This window comes from Pseudomonas sp. TE31087, assembly GCF_057284075.1.
This window is the reverse complement of sequence record NZ_JBXVNN010000001.1, coordinates 1,344,370-1,360,057: the sequence shown is the minus strand read 5'-3', so window position 1 is coordinate 1,360,057 and position 15,688 is coordinate 1,344,370. Positions and strand designations below refer to the sequence as shown.

The 15,688-nt window shown below is 60.5% G+C and carries 14 protein-coding genes; 10 read left to right on the top strand and 4 right to left on the bottom strand.

Annotation, left to right across the window (positions count from 1 at the left end):
- Positions 1-202 precede the first annotated feature (202 nt).
- Positions 203-940 (top strand): PA3715 family protein, encoded by a 738-nt coding sequence (locus ACZ899_RS06115; RefSeq protein WP_234561665.1) that lies wholly within the window; start codon positions 203-205, stop codon positions 938-940.
- Between the two features lie 1,175 nt (positions 941-2,115).
- On the opposite strand, the gene ACZ899_RS06110 is transcribed toward ACZ899_RS06115, so the two are convergent.
- From ACZ899_RS06110 to ACZ899_RS06100, 3 genes are all read right to left on the bottom strand, one after another.
- Positions 2,116-3,486, bottom strand: coding sequence for an MFS family transporter (locus ACZ899_RS06110; RefSeq protein WP_234561666.1), 1,371 nt, complete (start codon positions 3,484-3,486; stop codon positions 2,116-2,118).
- Between the two features lie 274 nt (positions 3,487-3,760).
- On the bottom strand, positions 3,761-4,684 hold the full coding sequence (locus ACZ899_RS06105; protein ID WP_234561667.1) for a LysR family transcriptional regulator: 924 nt from the start codon (positions 4,682-4,684) through the stop codon (positions 3,761-3,763).
- A 183-nt stretch (positions 4,685-4,867) separates the two neighbouring features.
- Positions 4,868-6,160, bottom strand: a complete 1,293-nt coding sequence (locus ACZ899_RS06100) for a dicarboxylate/amino acid:cation symporter (RefSeq protein ID WP_234561668.1) — start codon at positions 6,158-6,160, stop codon at positions 4,868-4,870.
- Between the two features lie 487 nt (positions 6,161-6,647).
- Between ACZ899_RS06100 and ACZ899_RS06095 the strand changes: the two genes are divergently transcribed.
- The 9 genes from ACZ899_RS06095 to ACZ899_RS06055 all read left to right on the top strand — a co-directional run bounded on the left by ACZ899_RS06095 (position 6,648) and on the right by ACZ899_RS06055 (position 14,410).
- Positions 6,648-7,178, top strand: coding sequence for a thiamine pyrophosphate-binding protein (locus ACZ899_RS06095; RefSeq protein WP_234561669.1), 531 nt, complete (start codon positions 6,648-6,650; stop codon positions 7,176-7,178).
- Positions 7,166-7,762 (top strand): thiamine pyrophosphate-dependent enzyme, encoded by a 597-nt coding sequence (locus ACZ899_RS06090; protein WP_234561670.1) that lies wholly within the window; start codon positions 7,166-7,168, stop codon positions 7,760-7,762. The genes ACZ899_RS06095 and ACZ899_RS06090 overlap by 13 nt, the downstream gene beginning before the upstream one ends.
- Before the next feature lie 71 nt (positions 7,763-7,833).
- Positions 7,834-8,997 (top strand): acyl-CoA dehydrogenase family protein, encoded by a 1,164-nt coding sequence (locus tag ACZ899_RS06085; RefSeq protein WP_234561671.1) that lies wholly within the window; start codon positions 7,834-7,836, stop codon positions 8,995-8,997.
- Between the two features lie 54 nt (positions 8,998-9,051).
- Entirely contained in the window at positions 9,052-10,248 is a 1,197-nt protein-coding gene (locus ACZ899_RS06080; RefSeq protein ID WP_234561672.1) for a CaiB/BaiF CoA transferase family protein, read from the top strand.
- Between the two features lie 53 nt (positions 10,249-10,301).
- On the top strand, positions 10,302-11,051 hold the full coding sequence (locus ACZ899_RS06075; protein ID WP_234561673.1) for an electron transfer flavoprotein subunit beta/FixA family protein: 750 nt from the start codon (positions 10,302-10,304) through the stop codon (positions 11,049-11,051).
- A complete protein-coding gene (locus tag ACZ899_RS06070) occupies positions 11,051-11,980 on the top strand; it encodes an electron transfer flavoprotein subunit alpha/FixB family protein (RefSeq protein ID WP_234561674.1) in 930 nt (309 codons plus the stop codon). Before ACZ899_RS06075 ends, ACZ899_RS06070 begins: the two co-directional genes overlap by 1 nt.
- Before the next feature lie 13 nt (positions 11,981-11,993).
- The gene (locus tag ACZ899_RS06065) at positions 11,994-12,836 is read left to right on the top strand and encodes an HTD2 family dehydratase (protein ID WP_234561675.1); all 843 of its coding nucleotides are present in this window, start codon (positions 11,994-11,996) and stop codon (positions 12,834-12,836) included.
- Entirely contained in the window at positions 12,833-13,648 is an 816-nt protein-coding gene (locus ACZ899_RS06060; RefSeq protein WP_234561676.1) for an HpcH/HpaI aldolase/citrate lyase family protein, read from the top strand. Before ACZ899_RS06065 ends, ACZ899_RS06060 begins: the two co-directional genes overlap by 4 nt.
- Before the next feature lie 183 nt (positions 13,649-13,831).
- Positions 13,832-14,410, top strand: a complete 579-nt coding sequence (locus ACZ899_RS06055) for a TetR/AcrR family transcriptional regulator (protein ID WP_234561677.1) — start codon at positions 13,832-13,834, stop codon at positions 14,408-14,410.
- A gap of 254 nt (positions 14,411-14,664) precedes the next feature.
- Here ACZ899_RS06055 and ACZ899_RS06050 read toward each other — a convergent pair whose 3' ends face one another.
- A complete protein-coding gene (locus tag ACZ899_RS06050) occupies positions 14,665-15,684 on the bottom strand; it encodes a hydroxyacid dehydrogenase (protein WP_326491852.1) in 1,020 nt (339 codons plus the stop codon).
- Positions 15,685-15,688: the final 4 nt, after the last annotated feature.

Sequence of the window (15,688 nt, the reverse complement as noted above, 5' to 3'; positions counted from 1 at the left end):
GGGAAAGGGCCATGGAGGAGGGTGACGCTGTTCCAAGAACTCATATATAACTCAACTAAATATTCATTTAGTTGAGTTATAATTATTGGTTATCAATAGTCGGGCAGGGCACACAGACGTGTTGCAGGAGCCTGCCGATCATGTGAAGTTTGCCCCCAGTTCACATACCCTGAAAAAACCATCAAAGGAATGAGATATATCCATGCGTGGACTCACCGTAATACCGTTGTTGTTTGCTCCCATGATCGCCTGGGGCGACTGCACGCAGCACCTGCAAACCTGGGCCCAGAACCTGCATCCAACCTTGAAGCTCGCCAGCGAGTTTGCGGTCTGCAAGGTCAATCCCGCAGACGCCAACCAGGTACTGGCAGCCTTGCCCGTGATGATGAATGTCGATGAGTACGGGCAAGGCGATTACGGTCTGGATGTACTGGTGGCCGAAGCCGCCAGCGGCAAGATCATTGCTCGCAGTTACCAAGAGGCTGCGATCGTCTCCGACGCTGTGCAGTTTTCAGGCCTGACGTTGGACACGGCGCGGTATCAGGTTGCGCCTGGGCAGCGGGCATTTGGCGTGCGTATCAGCCATACCGGCTCGTCACGGGTCAATCCGTTCAGTAGCGAGACCCTGAGTCTTTACGTGAACGACGGCTCGCAATTGCGCCAGATCATGGGAGGCCTGGTTGTAAGCAAGGGCAACGGTGAATGGGATGGTTCCTGCGCTGGTGAGTTCGGCGAGACAAAGCGGACTCTGGCGATTGGCAAACCTGGCAAGGATGGTTTCAGCAGGTTGCGGGTTACCGAGATCACGACCGGAAGTCAGAGCGTTGTGAAAGGTGTTGATGACTGTGAGGAGATCGAGAGCAGTTCGACGACGAAGACGTTCAATCTGGATTATGACGGCAGTCGGTATGAGGTGCCGAAGGAATTGACGTTCCAGTGATCTGGGTTGGCCACGGGGCTTTGATGGAGGCTGAAATCTGGCCTCCCTCTGGGCGTGATGCTCAATACGAACATACGCATAATGTATATTATGTTAAATTGAGTATTATGGGAGGTGACCTCCTGAGTCGATCACCTGTGGTAGCGCTCAGAACTAAACATGCGAAAAGCTAAAAACTGATGGTGCAAAATCAGACGCGCCGGATATTTGGGGATTTTTAGTTCGTGCCAGCGTGTTGGTTGGGTCTTGCGTATGGGTCCTACGTGTGCCGCCATGCTGAGCTGCCAGCGACACTGGGCTGTTTATTGTGTATCGTGAGCATGCTTGCTCCGAGACTTGTTGGCGATGAGCCTCCCCTTGGAGACATTCGATAGCCCGCCTACCATGGCGGGCTTCTTTTTTTAGGCCAGAGCTGGCAAGCGCCTTACAAGCCCCTGACTGAGCCCGTCTAATCAATATTCAATTGCCTTGGTCGCCGACAGCCGCACAGCTTGACTGCATCGTCCAATAACGATGAACGTGATCAGTGACCTATGGTTTCTCCTCGTGCCCAGATGCCCATTTCACCTCCCGAGTTTCGGAGTCCAACGGATTGCCTGACTCAGATCAAAACCGAGCATTTGAGCCAGCTAAACATTTTCTTGTTGGTAAAAGATGGTTTCGCGCTGCAAGACGTACGCGCCATGGTCTCCATTTCCAAGCTCTACGCCGGCCTCGTCAAAGGTAATTGATCGAATTTTGGGCAAGTCGAAGCCACAAAAGACTGATAACGGCACCTTAAGACTCAACGCTTCACAGAGCGCAATAGCCTTTCAATTCGCCAAGGTTCTTGAGCAGGCAGCCAAGGTTCTCAGCTGATGTGGCCGAACCTATTGTGGAACAGGAGCGTGTCCCACACCCTCACCCACCATCCGCCTGAGGGTTCATCCTGCAGCGCGATAAGCGGCCGTGTGGCGAGTTCGTGCTCACCCTCCTTTAATGTTGGATGCCCTACTCCTAGAGCAACTGGCTGCCTATCCTTGCCGCAGTTGGCAATGCCATCGTCTAGCGCTGAATCTTGTCGACATAGAGGGCAACATCGCGGCACAGGTATAGCGGGACATCAAGGTCCCGAAAGGCCGGGCGGCACGATCGTGGGGGACTCTGGGCAACCGCCAGCGGCTGCCCAGCCGGGGTCAGCCCCGGGCGTCGGAGTAAGCAGGGCCGCTGCGCAGGCCGGTGTTCTCTTCCACCGCGCCGGTGCCGTCCAGGTAGCCATGCTTGCGCAGGTCGGGCATGAGCACGGCAGCCAGCAGGGTAATAGCGCTCATGGCCGCCACGTAGTAATAGAAGTATGACTCCACCCCAGCCCCGCGCAATGAGAGTGCCACGTACTCGGCCGTACCGCCGCACAGCGCATTGCCCAGCGCATACGGTAAGCCTACCCCAAGCGCGCGCACGGTGGCGGGATACAGGTCAGCTTTAAGTACGCCGGTCACCGGCGTATAGAACGCAGCAATCAGCAGCCCAAGCATGACCAATGCAAAGGCCTCATACGGGTTGGTGACGCTCTTCAGACCAGTAAGCAACGGCACGATCAACATGCTTGATAGGAGGCCGAAAGCAATCATGCTGTTACGTGAGCCGATCCGGTCAGCCATCATCCCGAACACCGGCTGCAGGCACATGAACACCACCAAGGCAGCTGTCATGATGAAGCTGACCGTCGAGGGGTCGAAGCCAGCCGACACCACCAGATACTTCTGCATGTAGGTGGAGAAGGTGTAGAAGTGCAGCGAGCAACCGGCCGTGATGGCAATGGTCAGCAGCACGGCTTTCTTGTGTTTCATCAGTGCCTTGATCGAGCCGGCTTCCTTGTGTTTGGCGCCCTGGGCATGGGCGGTCTCAAGCATCGAGCGGCGCAGGTACACCACTACCAGTGCGCTGATCGCACCGATGAAGAACGGAATCCGCCAGCCCCAGGCCTTGAGCTCCTCGATTGGCAGCACATTTTGCAGCACCACCACCGTCAGCAGCGCGAGCAACTGGCCGGCGATGATGGTGAAGTACTGGAACGAGCCAAAGAAGCAGCGCTTGCCCTTGCGGGAAATTTCGCTGATGTAGGTGGCCCCGGTGCCGTATTCAGCACCTACCGAGAGCCCCTGCATCAAGCGGGCTACCAGCAGCAGCACCGGAGCTGCCATGCCGATGGACTCGTAAGTGGGCAATACAGCGATCATCAGCGAGCCGCCACACATCAGGAACACAGAGATGATCATGGAGAACTTGCGACCACGGGTGTCGGCCAGATAGCCGAAGATCCACCCGCCCAACGGGCGCATGAAGAAGCCCACGGCGAAGATTCCGGCGGTCGCCAGCAACTGCGTGGTCTGGTCGCCTTGGGGGAAGAACAGGGCTGCGAAGTAGATCGAGGTGTAGGCGTAGATGAAGAAGTCGTACCACTCCACCAGGTTGCCGGAGCAGGCACCGAGAATGGCGCGGATTCGTTGGCGGTTGGTCAGATTGTGGATATCAGGCGCAGCGGGATTGTTATTGTTGGCGTGCATTGGGTAACTCCAGATCTAAGGCAAACGTAAGGCAGGAACGACAGCGTCGGTTTACGTTCGATTGATCGGCTTGGAGTCGTGGTGGGAAAAAGCGGGCGGCAAAACGCAAGGCGATGAAACGCGCATCATGGGGGGTACCTTCTGGGATCTATTATTTTACAAGTCAGCGAAAGCGCACTGACTTTTATTCCCGAGCAAAGCTACGCCCTCACCTGGATAGCGGCCAGACCCGGTCCCCTCTAGCAGTTATGCCTCAATTGAATAGCTCGCTGCGTCAGAGCATATGCCCAGCCCAGATACCTTCGGCCACCAGCTCCGAGGCAATGTCGACGAAAGTCTGGCCGACATAGCGGGTAGCCGGGCTCACCTGGCGATCGGCCGGCAGCACCAGCACCAGTTTTCGCATGGGCGTAGGGTCTACCAGCGGTGCCGCGCATAGCGTGCCGTCGTTCAAGCGCGAGTAGATCGAGGCCAAGGGCAACGCGGTGTAACCAAAGCCATTGCGCACAAGGTCGATCATCGCGCCGAATGAATCCGCCTCGACGCTAGTGGTGATCTTGAAGCCGCGCTCCAGGGCACATTGGTCCATGATCTTGCGTAGCCCGTGACGGGGGCTGGGTAAGACCATCGGTTCCCTGGCCAACTGTGCGAAAGGGACCGCCGTATCGAGATTCAGCCCAGAATCGGGGTGGCCAACCAGTACCAGGTTTTCCATCATCACCGGTTCGATGCGCAGTGTATGCAGGGGCTGCGGATCGTAGGAGATGGCCAGTTCCAGTTCGCCCCGCTGCAACCAGTCCAGCAGATAGCCGCTGAAAGCCGATGAAAAGCGGATGGAGAGATCCGGGTGGGTATCGCTGATGCGCTTGACCAGCGGAACCGTGACGATCTCGGCGATCGTCGGCGTGGTACCGATGGCGACCATGCCGCGAAAGGCCGCACGCCCGCCGGCTACCGAGGTACGAATGGACTCCAGCTCATTCATGATTCGGGTGGCCCGCTCAAGCACCTCCAGCCCCGCTGCGGTGATTTCCATGCCACGGCCGTGGCGCTCGAACAGGTAGACGCCCAGTTCCTTTTCCAACTGCCGGATCTGCCGACTCAAAGCCGGTTGCGCCACGTGCAGGCGATCCGACGCCTTGCTCAAACTGCCAAGCTCCGCCACATGGATCAGGGTTTTGAGTTGCGTTACGTCCATCGATCAACCACTTGCAGGGAAGGGAGTGCCGCTGGAGCGGCGTATTTGACAGTCTAAAGACGGCCTGGGGCACCAGCTATAGCATTTGAGCATAGCAGTTAGAATCCATTTGATACGGAGCGGGCTAGCCCCGGGGTGAGGCCAGCCTAGATGGATACTTCAAACGTGGGGCAAGCGTTGACCTCAAACCATTGGCCGTTCTGCGCCCGAGGCAGTGGCGCGCGGGGGGGGCGACTCTACGTCCGGATCCTGCAACTCCCCTTCCCACTTGGCCACCACCGCAGTGGCGATCGAGTTACCCACGGCGTTGGTCGCCGAGCGTCCCATGTCGAGGAAGGTGTCGATGCCCAGAATCAGCAGCAGCCCCGCTTCGGGAATATCGAATTGAACAAGCGTCGCGGCAATCACCACCAATGATGCCCGCGGCACCCCTGCTAGCCCCTTGGAGGTCAGCATCAAGGTCAGCAGCATGAGGATCTGCGTGCCGAGTGTCATCTCGATACCATACGCCTGGGCAATGAACAGCACGGCAAAGGTGCAGTACATCATCGAGCCGTCGAGGTTGAAGGAGTAACCCATGGGCATCACGAAACTGGAAATCTTGCGGCTGACCCCAAAGCGGTCCAGCGCCCCGAGGAGTTTCGGATAGGCCGATTCGGAACTGGCTGTGGCGAACGCCAGCAGAAACGCTTCCTTGATGAGTGCCAGCAAGGCGAACACCCGCCGGCCCAGGAACATCGCCCCGGCCAGCACCAGCAACACCCACAGCAAGACCAAGCCCAGATAGAAGTCGCGCATGAACACGGCGAACGTGGCCAGGATCGACAAACCATTGACTGCCACCGTGGCAGCCATCGCCGCCATGACAGCCAAGGGCGCGAGCTTCATGACATAGCCGGTGATGAGAAGCATGGCCTGGGCCAGCTCATCGGCCAAGCGTACCAGGCCCTTGGCTTTTTCCCCCAGCGCCGCCAGAGCGACCCCAAAGAACAATGAGAACACCACGATCTGCAGGATCTCGTTGTTGGCCAAGGCTTCGGCGAACGACCTGGGTACCAGGTGGGTGACAAAGGCCTTGAGGGTAAAGGCCGAGGTCTGCAGCGAAGTGGTTTCACTGACGTCCGGCAAGGGCAGCGCCAGATGCAGCCCGGGCTGCAGGATATTGGCCATCATCAGACCGACCGCTAGCGACAGCAATGAGGCCGTCAAGAACCACATTATGGCCTTGCCGAACACCCGGCCTACCGCACCGGCATCGCCCATGTGGGCGATGCCCACTACCAGGGTGGAAAACACCAGAGGCCCGATCAGCATCTTGATTAGTCTCAGGAAAACGTCCGAGATCACCGAGATGTACCCGGCGGTATGGGCGGCTGCGGCTTTGTCCGGGCTGGTGAGAAAAATGACGTAGCCGATTACCACGCCTAGAAACATGGCCAGCAGTATCCAGCCCGCTAACGGTAGTTTGAGTCTCATTGAGCACCTGTATTCAAGCAATAGGATCCGTCACCGCCTGAGCAGTGCATTACGGAACGAAGTAGGACAGTGCAAGGTGCCGGAACCGGCAGGGCGAGGATGGCGTATCGGCCACTGGCGGCTCAGCAGTGAGCCACCCGGCGAGTGTGCGCAGGTAACGAAGCATCATGGACAACCCTCGATCTTATTGTTGTTTTGATTCGACAGCGGCGCGGCCGCAACCGAGTGGACAACCTAACGTCTTCGCCTGCGGCCCATAAGCACCGCATGTGTCTATCAGCTATGCCCGCTTTCTATAGAGGCAACCTCTCCTGCGTGAGCCATGCCTGACTTTATGCGGCAGCTGGTCGCGCCGAACGCTAACCCGCCATCACATGGGCCAACCTATGCCGACCCGGCATATCTCAAAGAAAAAAACGGTAGTCGTCGTGCACAGCAACTCCCCCCATCATGTGGAAAACAAAAGCAGCACTGCCGGGAGATACCCATGTCATCGCAAGAAGCTGAACAGAACTGGCAAGAGGACGTGTTCCGTGTCCTCAAGGCCCACGACGTCAAGCACGTCGTGTTCGTCCCGGATGCCGGCCACTCGGCAGCCATCCGCATGTCCTACGCCGACCCCGATATCAAGGCCGTGGTACTCACCACCGAAGAAGAAGGCATCGGCTACCTGGCCGGCGCATGGCTGGGCGGTGAACGGGGCGCCCTGCTCATGCAATCGAGCGGCGTCGGCAACTGCATCAACACCCTCGCCCTTCAGAACTGCGCCGGCTTCCCGCTGCTGATGGTGGTGACCATGCGCGGCGACTGGGCCGAGTTCAATGCCTGGCAGAACCCCATGGGCCAGGCCACCGAAGCCTCGTTGAACCTGATGAAGGTAATGAGTTGGCGCGCTGACAAGCCTGAGGATGTGGCGCCCCTTCTCCATGGTGCCGCCACCATGGCCTTCAATGGCGATGCCGCCACTGCCCTGCTGCTTGGCCAGCGTCTGATCGGAGAAAAGAAATGGGTCAAGTAAGCGCCAACCACGTGCTCTGCCGCCGTGAAGTCGTCCGTACCCTGCTCGCCGATCGCAACGATGTGCTTGTGGTCACCGGTCTGGGCTCGGCCTCCTATGATGTGATGGCCGCAGGCGATCACGACAACAACTACTACCTCTGGGCCGCCATGGGCAGCGCCATCACCGTGGGTCTGGGCCTGGCCAATGCTCAGCCGGACAAAAGCGTGGTGGTGGTCACCGGTGACGGCGAACTGCTGATGGGCTTTGGCGCCTTGGCCACGGTTGCTCTGCAGCAGCCCAAGAACCTGACCATCGTGGTGCTGGATAACGGCCACTTCGGTGAGACCGGCATGCAGGTCAGCCACGCCGGGTTCGGCATTCAGCTGGACCGGATCGCCGATACCTGCGGTTTTTCCTGGACTCAGGAAATCCGTGAAATGGACGGTGTGCATGCTTTGCGCGAGCAATTCGCCACCCGTGATGGCGTCAAGCTGGCGACGGTAAAAATCAAAGCCGAGAACCCCCCTCGGGTACTGCCGCCGCGCGATGGTCATTACATCAAGAACCGCTTCCGCGCTGCTCTGGGCTTCCAGCCCATCTGACCGTGTTAAAGGGCCGGCCGGCGGCCGAACCACGATGACGCTGCCGGCCCGGCCCGATTTGGAGAATGATGATGAACGACAACAACAACGAAGAACTCAACGCCATTCGTGAGGGTGTGCGTGCCCTGTGTGGCGACTTCCCCGCCGAGTACTGGCGCAAGATCGATGAGGAAAAGGGCTTCCCTGAAGCCTTCGTCAAGGCCATGACCGAAGAAGGTTGGCTGTCGGCGATGATTCCCGAGGAGTTCGGCGGTTCCGGCCTGGGCCTGGCCGAGGCCTCGGTGATTCTCGAGGAGGTCAATGCCTGCGGCGGCAACTCCGGCACCATCCACGGCCAGATGTACAACATGTTCACCTTGCTGCGTAACGGCAGCGACGAGCAGAAGCGCTATTACCTGCCCAAGCTGGCCAGCGGCGAACTGCGCCTGCAATCGATGGCCGTGACCGAGCCGTCAACCGGCACCGACACCACCAAGATCAAGACCACCGCCGTTCGCCAGGGCGACAAGTACGTGGTCAATGGTCAGAAGGTGTGGATCTCGCGTGTGCAGCACTCCGACCTGATGATTCTGCTGGCACGCACCACCCCGCTCGCCGAGGTGACAAAAAAGGTCGATGGCATGTCGATCTTTCTGGTCGACCTGCGTGAGGCCATCGGCAATGGTCTGACCGTGCAGCCAATTGCCAACCTGGTGAACCACGAGACCAACGAGCTGTTCTTCGACAACCTGGAAATCCCGGCCAGTAGCCTGATCGGTGAAGAAGGCAAAGGCTTCCGCTACATCCTCGACGGCCTCAACGCCGAGCGCACCCTGATTGCCGCCGAATGCATCGGCGATGGCCGCTGGTTCGTCGAGAAAGCCAGCCAGTACGCCCGTGACCGCGAGGTGTTCGGCCGGCCGATCGGCAAGAATCAGGGCGTGCAGTTCCCCATCGCTGAAGCCCACATCGAGATTGAAGCCGCCGACCTGATGCGCTGGCGCGCCTGCGCCGAATACGACAGCGGGCGCAACGCCGGGGCGGCCGCCAACATGGCCAAGTATCTGGCCGCCAAGGCCAGCTGGGAGGCGGCCAACGCCTGCCTGCAGACCCACGGTGGCTTCGGCTTTGCCAATGAATACGACGTCGAGCGCAAATTCCGCGAAACCCGCCTGTACCAGGTTGCCCCTATCTCGACCAACCTGATCCTGTCCTACGTGGCCGAACACCTGTTGGAACTGCCACGTTCGTTCTGATCCGGACCGCCCCGTTACCTACGGGGGCCTGCCATAACAAGAGAGACAACCAGCATGAGCCAGCCCATCCGCCCCCTTGACGGCATTACCGTCATCAGCCTTGAACACGCTATCGCGGCGCCCTTCTGCACCCGCCAATTGGCCGACCTGGGCGCCCGGGTCATCAAGGTGGAACGCCCTGGCAGTGGCGACTTCGCCCGGGGCTACGACCAGCGGGTCAACGGTCTGGCCTCGCATTTCGTGTGGACCAACCGCTCGAAAGAGAGCCTGGCCCTGGACCTCAAGCAGGAAATCGCCGGCGATATTCTCGACCAACTGTTAGAGCAGGCCGATGTGTTGGTGCAGAACCTGGCACCAGGTGCGGCCGCTCGCCTGGGACTGAGCTTCGAGGCGCTGCACGCGCGATTCCCACGGCTGATCGTTTGCGATATCTCCGGCTATGGCGCGGGCGGCCCTTATGAACAGAAGAAAGCCTACGACCTGCTGATTCAGAGCGAAGGCGGCTTCCTGTCGGTCACTGGTGGGCCGGGGGAAGACGGGATGGCCAAGGCCGGCAACTCGATCGCTGATATCGCCGCTGGCATGTATGCCTATACCGGTATCCTTTCGGCGGTCCTGTTGCGGGAAAAGACCGGCATCGGCAGCCAGGTGGAAGTGTCCATGCTCGAGGCCTTGGTGGAGTGGATGAACTACCCGCTCTACTACGCCTACGAAGGTGCCGCACCACCGCCACGTGCCGGCGCGGCGCACGCCACCATCTATCCGTACGGCCCGTTCCCGGTGGGTGACGGGAGCACCGTCATGCTTGGCCTGCAAAACGAGCGGGAGTGGCAGCTTTTCTGTGAACAGGTGCTGCAGCAACCAGAACTGGCCAGTGATGACCGCTTCAGCGCCAACTTCAAGCGCGTGACCAATCGCGATGCTCTGCGCGGACTGATCGTCGAGGCCTTTGCTGCGCTGGACTTCGACACGGTAATCGGGCGCCTCGATGGGGCAAGCATCGCCAATGCCAAGGTCAATGACATGCAGGGTGTCTGGGCCCACCCGCAACTGCAGGCCCGCGACCGCTGGCGGCGGATCGGCACCGCCGCGGGTTCAGTACCCAGCCTGTTGCCGCCCGCCACCAGCAACGCCTATGCACCGCGCATGGACCCGGTCCCCGCGCTGGGCCAGCACAGCGAAAGCATCCTTACCGGGCTCGGACTGCCCCTTGAACGTATTCAGCAACTGCGCGCTTCAGGGGTCATCTGACCCCTCTTTTTTCCCGCCCGTTGCCATCGCTTAAACACAGAGTATCCCTGCCTATGAAAGTGCTCGTCGCAATCAAACGAGTGGTCGACTACAACATCAAGGTTCGCGTCAAGGCGGACAACTCCGGCGTCGACCTTGCTAACGTCAAGATGTCCATGAACCCCTTCTGCGAAATTGCCGTCGAAGAAGCCGTACGCCTGAAGGAGAAAGGCGTGGCGAGCGAGATCGTGGTCGTTTCCGTCGGCCTGACCACCGCCCAGGAGCAACTGCGTACCGCCCTGGCCCTGGGTGCCGACCGTGCCATCCTGGTCGAAGCCGCTGACGAACTGAGCTCCCTGGCCGTCGCCAAGGCACTGAAAGCCGTTGTCGACAAGGAGCAGCCGCAGTTGGTCATCCTCGGCAAGCAGGCTATCGACAGCGACAACAACCAGACTGGCCAGATGCTGGCGGCGCTCACCGGTTTCGCCCAAGGCACCTTCGCCTCCAAGGTCGAAGTGGCTGGCGACAAGCTGAACGTCACCCGTGAAATCGACGGCGGCCTGCAGACCGTTGCGCTGAACCTGCCTGCCATCGTCACCACCGACCTGCGCCTGAACGAGCCACGCTATGCGTCGCTGCCGAACATCATGAAGGCCAAGAAAAAGCCGCTGGAAACCGTTACTCCAGATGCGCTGGGCGTTTCCCTCGCCTCCACCAACAAGACCCTGAAAGTTGAAGCCCCGGCTGCCCGCAGCGCTGGCATCAAGGTCAAATCGGTGGCCGAACTGGTCGAAAAGCTGAAGAACGAAGCGAAGGTGATCTGATGAGCATTCTGGTAATTGCTGAACACGACAATCGCACCCTCGCCAGCCCAACCCTGCACACCCTGGCCGCCGCTCACCAGATCGGCGCTGACATCGTGGTGCTCGTAGCCGGACTGGACGCAGCCGGTGTGGCGTTCGCTGCCGCGCAGTGCGCTGGGGTGACCAAAGTGCTGCTGGCTGACAATGCCGCCTACGCCCATCAGCTTCCGGAAAACGTGGCGCCCTTGGTGGCCAACCTGGGTCGCGATTTCAGCCACGTGCTGGCCCCGGCCACCAGCAACGGCAAGAACCTCTTGCCGCGGGTAGCTGCGCTGCTGGATGTCGACCAGATCTCCGAGATCATTTCGGTCGAGTCAGCTGACACATTCAAGCGCCCGATCTACGCCGGCAACGCCATTGCCACCGTCCAGTCCAGCGCTGCGGTAAAAGTCATCACAGTGCGCTCCACCGCTTTTGAGGCCGTACCGGCAGAAGGCGGCGGCGCGCCAATCGAGGCCTTGGCAGGCGCTGCAGATGCAGGCCTGTCGGCATTTGTCGGCGAAGAACTGGCCAAGTCCGACCGTCCCGAACTGACGGCCGCCAAGATCGTGGTGTCGGGCGGTCGTGGCATGGGCAACGGTGAAAACTTCAGCCACCTGTATAGCCTGGCCGACAAGCTCGGCGCTGCGGTTGGCGCTTCGCGCGCAGCGGTAGACGCAGGCTTCGTGCCCAACGACATGCAGGTCGGTCAGACTGGCAAGATCGTAGCGCCGCAGTTGTACATTGCAGTGGGTATCTCCGGCGCTATTCAGCACCTGGCCGGCATGAAGGACTCCAAGGTCATTGTCGCGATCAACAAGGATGAAGAAGCACCTATCTTCCAGGTAGCTGATTACGGTTTGGTCGGCGACCTGTTCGAGATCGTACCGGAACTGACTTCGACGCTGTAAAGGACAATAAAAAATGAGTACACCTGCACCCCAAACATGGATTGGCCGCAGCGAGACTGTCCATGACTGCATCAGCCATAACCTGGTCAAGCGCATAGCTGCCACTTTGAGCGAGCCGGCACCCGCCCCTGGTGATGCCTTACCCGCACTCTGGCACTGGGCGTTTTTCCAGGAGCCTGTCGAAGCGGTCGGCCTAGGTGGCGATGGCCATCCGGCGCGGGGCGGTTTTCTGCCCCCGGCAGACAACCGCAACCGCATGTGGGCCGGGGGGCGCCTGGAATTCATCCGCCCGCTGCGGATCGATGCTCAGGTGTCCCGCCGCTCGACCATCCTCAATGTCGAGGAGAAGCACGGGCGCACCGGCTCCCTGATGTTCGTCACCGTGCAGCATGAATATGTGCAGGACGGGCAGAGAGCATTGGTTGAAGAGCAGGACATCGTCTACCGCGAGCCCTCACCGCCCAAGCTTGGCGGCACCGAGCCGATGCCCCACGGCGATTGGAGCGAAAGCGTGCAGCCAGATCCGACGCTACTGTTCCGCTACTCGGCGGTGACCTTCAACGGACATCGTATCCATTACGACTGGCCATACGTCACCGAAACCGAGGGGTACCCGGGTCTGGTGGTCCACGGTCCACTGATCGCTACCCTGAACCTGCGCGCCTTCGTGCGCGCGAACCCGCAACTGAACGTCCGCCGCTTCAGCTATCGCGGTGTGCGCCCGCTGATCTGCCCGGATGCGTTCCAAGTCGGCGGGCGGTTGACCGGTGACGGTAAGGCGCAGGTCTGGGCGGGTAATCAGGCCGGTCAGGCGCAGGTTGGCGAAATCGAATTCGTCCAGGGGGTACGCCCATGAACGCAGAGATCGTACGCAGCGCGCTGTTCGTGCCAGCTACCCGCCCAGAGCGCATACCCAAGGCATTGGTCAGTGGCGCAGATCGAGTCATCGTTGACCTTGAGGATGCCGTTGAAGAGGCGCTGAAGGAACAGGCGCGCGACAACCTCGAGCAGTTTCTCAGCGATCAACCCCAGGCCCGAGTGCTTGTGCGCGTCAACGCGCCGGGCCACTGGGCCCATGAGGCCGACTTGGCGCTGTGTCAGCGCCACACCGGCGTCGTTGGCATCCTGCTGCCGAAAGCGGAAACCGTCGGCCAGATCGAACGTGCCCATGCCACTGGCAAAGCGGTATGGCCAATCATTGAAAGTGCCAAGGGCCTTGCCGCGCTGCCCCTCCTGGCGGCGGCGCCAGGCGTCGACCGCCTGTCGTTCGGCAGCCTGGACCTGGGCCTGGACCTCGGGCTGAACACTGGCAGTGCCGCTGCCGAACAGGTACTGGACCATGCCCGCTATGCGGTGCTGCTGCACAGCCGTGTCGCCGGGCTTGCCGCGCCTCTGGACGGCGTATTCCCTGCCATTCAGGACACCGACGGGCTGCAGCGCCAGGTGCATTTCGCCCGGGACATGGGCTTTGCCGGCGCTCTGTGCATCCATCCTGGCCAGGTCAACGTGATTCACGCCGCACTCAAGCCCTCGGCTGCCGAGCTGGACTGGGCGCAGCGGGTGGTTGAACACGCTGAAACTGGCGCCGGCGTATTCACCCTCGATGGCCAGATGGTCGACGCGCCCGTGATCCTTCGCGCCCGGGCCATGCTGCTCCAAGCCGGCTGAAGCCTCCGTTATCGCTCCCGGCACCGCACACCACCTCTGTTCTGACGCGCAGCGGTGAGCGGTACCGGGGGCACCTTTCCAGAGAGGTGCCCATGTATCTGCTCACTGGTACATCCCGGCCCCGGCGCCACTGCAAACGCCTGCTCTGCCGGGTGCTGCGCGCACTTTCGAGGTTGCCGGCCTATGCTTGAAGCCGCCCGTGCCTGTCCCTCCTCCCTGACCCAGGCTGCAACCGAACTGATGGTCGAGATTGGCTATACCGCCATGACCATGAGAAAGCTGGCCCTGCGCGTCGGCATTCTTCCCGGCAGCCTTTACCATCACATCGATTGCAAACAGGATCTGCTGCTCAATGTGGTGCTCGACATCATCGAACGCCGCAAGCAGGCCTGGGAAAACGGCGCCCAACCTCAATCTCTGCATGCTTATGTGCGTTTTGCGCTGGCACGGCAAGTGGCCCTTCCCCAGGAGGAGATGGTCCTTCGTCACGAAGTCAGGCACCTGAACGACCGCCACCGGCTCTGGCTGGAGCGGGCAATGGGGCAACTGGCCGAGCCACTGCGCCAGATTATCGAGGGGGGGTGCGCTATCGGCCTGTATCGCGTGAGCGACCCTGCCCGAACTGCCGTTGCCATCTTGGCGATCATCGAGAGCGGCAACAGTCTGCGGGTTGGCAATACGGCCTTCGATGAAAGTTGGATCGAGCAGCACATCTTGCGGATGTGCAATGCCTTGCTGAAGCCCGAGCAATGCCCCGCCTGACAAACTGCCTTGAATGTGCGCCCGCCATGACCTTGCCGGCGGCGTTACCTACCTGAATCGCATTGTCTTGAGACCTCTCTGGCGGCCTTATCGCGGGCTGTCGCTAGCTCCCACAAATTGAAGTGCCAGTTCCGGGCTCGCCGGATACCTGTGGAAGCTAGCGACAGCCCGCGATAAGGCCCGAAGAGGGACACCAAGGTGGGGAGGACATGCTCTGGCGGATCAGCGCCCGCCAGAGCCAGCTTCAAGCGGCATCAGGTATCGCGATGGTTCTTGGCCTGCAGTCGTTGCCGGTACGCTTCAAACGCCTGCGGATTGACCATGCGTGGCCCCCGCTCCCCGCGCAGCAACTGCAGAATCTGCTCTGCCGCCCACGCGCCCATGCGCTTGCGGGCCTCGCGCGTGACGCCTGCGGTGTGATACAGGCCGACCACATTTTCAAGGCCAAGCAAAGGATGATCCAACGCAGGCGGCTCTTGGTCCCAAACGTCGATTCCCGCAGCGCCAAGATGGCCGCAGGCCAACGCGTCATAAAGGGCGCCCTCGTCATGCAAGCCGCCACGTGCAGTATTGATGAATACAGCCCCTTTGCGCATCGCTGCGAAAGCCGACGCGTTCATGAGGTTCAAGGTCGAAGCCAGACGTGGGCAATGCAGCGAGACTACATCACTGTGCTGTAACAGGCTCTGCAACGTGCAACTGGTAGCGCCCCGCTGGCCGATCTGTTCCGCGCTCAGCAGGGGATCATGGGCCAGGACCTGCATGCCCAGGGCCTGGGCTATGCGTGCGACACGTGTACCAATCTCACCGATACCGATGAGACCCAAGCTTTTGCCGCACAACTCGCTACCCATCAGATCTTCGCGAGAAAACCCGCGATCCCGGCGCAGGCGCCGGTCCGATTCGCTGATCCGCCGCGCACAATCGAGCATCAACCCCACCGTGGCCTCGGCCACCGACTGGGCGTTGGCGCCCGATTGGTTGACGACCAGGACACCCGCGTGAGTGCAAGCTTCGACATCCACTGTGTCAAAGCCTGCACCATTGGTCGAGACACAGAGCAGGTCAGGCAACTGGCGGAGCAGCGCTTCGGTGACACACCACTGCCGCGGGAGCTCGTCCCGCGCCGAAGGTACTTGATACACTTGGCAGTTGCGCAGCGCCTGCAGGATGACGGCAGGCGGCTGGTCACGGGCAACGGTTTGCAGCACGACATCGGGCGAAGCTTCGAGGATCTGAGCCATCACCGGGTGATACCAGACGTCGAAGCGCACGATC

Coding starts and splice junctions, on each gene's coding strand:
- ACZ899_RS06115 (WP_234561665.1), top strand. CDS start 203: ATGCGTGGACTCACCGTAATACCGTTGTTGTTTGCTCCCATGATCGCC.
- ACZ899_RS06110 (WP_234561666.1), bottom strand. CDS start 3,486: ATGCACGCCAACAATAACAATCCCGCTGCGCCTGATATCCACAATCTG.
- ACZ899_RS06105 (WP_234561667.1), bottom strand. CDS start 4,684: ATGGACGTAACGCAACTCAAAACCCTGATCCATGTGGCGGAGCTTGGC.
- ACZ899_RS06100 (WP_234561668.1), bottom strand. CDS start 6,160: ATGAGACTCAAACTACCGTTAGCGGGCTGGATACTGCTGGCCATGTTT.
- ACZ899_RS06095 (WP_234561669.1), top strand. CDS start 6,648: ATGTCATCGCAAGAAGCTGAACAGAACTGGCAAGAGGACGTGTTCCGT.
- ACZ899_RS06090 (WP_234561670.1), top strand. CDS start 7,166: ATGGGTCAAGTAAGCGCCAACCACGTGCTCTGCCGCCGTGAAGTCGTC.
- ACZ899_RS06085 (WP_234561671.1), top strand. CDS start 7,834: ATGAACGACAACAACAACGAAGAACTCAACGCCATTCGTGAGGGTGTG.
- ACZ899_RS06080 (WP_234561672.1), top strand. CDS start 9,052: ATGAGCCAGCCCATCCGCCCCCTTGACGGCATTACCGTCATCAGCCTT.
- ACZ899_RS06075 (WP_234561673.1), top strand. CDS start 10,302: ATGAAAGTGCTCGTCGCAATCAAACGAGTGGTCGACTACAACATCAAG.
- ACZ899_RS06070 (WP_234561674.1), top strand. CDS start 11,051: ATGAGCATTCTGGTAATTGCTGAACACGACAATCGCACCCTCGCCAGC.
- ACZ899_RS06065 (WP_234561675.1), top strand. CDS start 11,994: ATGAGTACACCTGCACCCCAAACATGGATTGGCCGCAGCGAGACTGTC.
- ACZ899_RS06060 (WP_234561676.1), top strand. CDS start 12,833: ATGAACGCAGAGATCGTACGCAGCGCGCTGTTCGTGCCAGCTACCCGC.
- ACZ899_RS06055 (WP_234561677.1), top strand. CDS start 13,832: ATGCTTGAAGCCGCCCGTGCCTGTCCCTCCTCCCTGACCCAGGCTGCA.